Raw genomic sequence first — 1,101 nt, 5'->3', positions numbered from 1 at the left:
CTACCCGCCCCCACCGGCCCGGCCTACCATGAAACCGCCAGGGCAGACTCAACAACAGGCGGCACACCACACCACAAGGCGGACCGCCGTCCGACCTGGCACACCAAGGAGGGCAACCAGCTATGAGCTCGCTACTGACCGAGGGCGATCTCACCCACGAGGCACACGTCGTCTGGCTGGAGGACCCCGACAACCTCGACTACGTCCGCCAAGCCCTCGACAAAACCCCCCGCCGCCGCAACAAACCCCGCTACGCCCGCGACGGCCGCATGGTCGGCTACGCCGAACTCGACGACCACGCCGAAGCCGACCCCGACAGCGGCCTGTACCGCCGCCGCGTCTTCTTCCTCCTCCCACACGACCGCGACGCCCAACCCGAAGGCCTCTACCAAGAAGGCGCCCCCGGAGAAGCCGTCGACCCCCGCACCATCGACGTCAAAAAGGTCGGCGAGAAAACCCCCCGCTCCCAAAGCGGACCCGGGGCCATAGCTGGAACACGCACCTGACCTCACCGTGCCTCGCTCGCGGCGTGCACGGTGACAACGCGCCTTCCTGCCGCTAAGCGGCGCGCTACAGGAGCGAGGTCCGGGGGGAGAGGTCCGGACGGGCACGGTGCCAGCGTGCGGGGTTGCGCCACCGGCCGGAGGCATCGCGGGCGACGCCGACGCCGACTTCACTCCGCATACCCACACTGTCGGCGCCCAGTGCGTCGGGCCGGCCGGACCCTAGCTGTCCTTGCCGCCCCGTGGGAAGACCGCTTCGGCGAGCACCACCAGACCACCGCCATCAGGCGTTTCGGTGACGGTGTGTCCGAGCCGGACCAGCAGCCCTGCTACTGCGGCCTGCACGATCACTCTCATGCTCTCATTGCTCGCTGCACGGCCTGCCTGGTCACGGGCGAGCGCGGTGAACCCGTCCGAGGCCGTCCATCTGACGAGGTTCTCTCCCCAGGTGAGTACAGGCGAACGTCCTCGGCTGCTTCGCCGCCGTATGACCCGGTCGGGCCGATAGCCCGCCAGCCTCGGGCCAGGGGCGGTCGGCCCGCAGACCAATCGTGCAGCGACGCCAGTGGGCGCCCTTAGCTTGTCCTACCTTCCAAGC

The 1,101-nt window shown here is 69.2% G+C and carries 2 protein-coding genes; one reads left to right on the top strand and one right to left on the bottom strand.

Annotated features, from left to right (window positions below):
• The first annotated feature begins 122 nt into the window (after positions 1-122).
• Positions 123-506: a DUF6009 family protein gene (locus tag AOK23_RS46400; RefSeq protein ID WP_079050050.1), complete on the top strand. Its 384-nt coding sequence runs from the start codon at positions 123-125 to the stop codon at positions 504-506.
• Between the two features lie 219 nt (positions 507-725).
• On the opposite strand, the gene AOK23_RS51595 is transcribed toward AOK23_RS46400, so the two are convergent.
• Complete coding sequence (locus tag AOK23_RS51595) at positions 726-860, bottom strand: hypothetical protein (RefSeq protein ID WP_276205815.1); 135 nt, start codon at positions 858-860, stop codon at positions 726-728.
• Between the last annotated feature and the right edge of the window lie 241 nt (positions 861-1,101).

The sequence above is a fragment of the Streptomyces torulosus genome, from assembly GCF_001419765.1.
Taxonomy (GTDB): Bacteria; Actinomycetota; Actinomycetes; order Streptomycetales; family Streptomycetaceae; genus Streptomyces; species Streptomyces torulosus.
The sequence above is the reverse complement of the archived record's forward strand: the minus strand, read 5'-3'. Positions and strand labels throughout refer to the sequence as shown.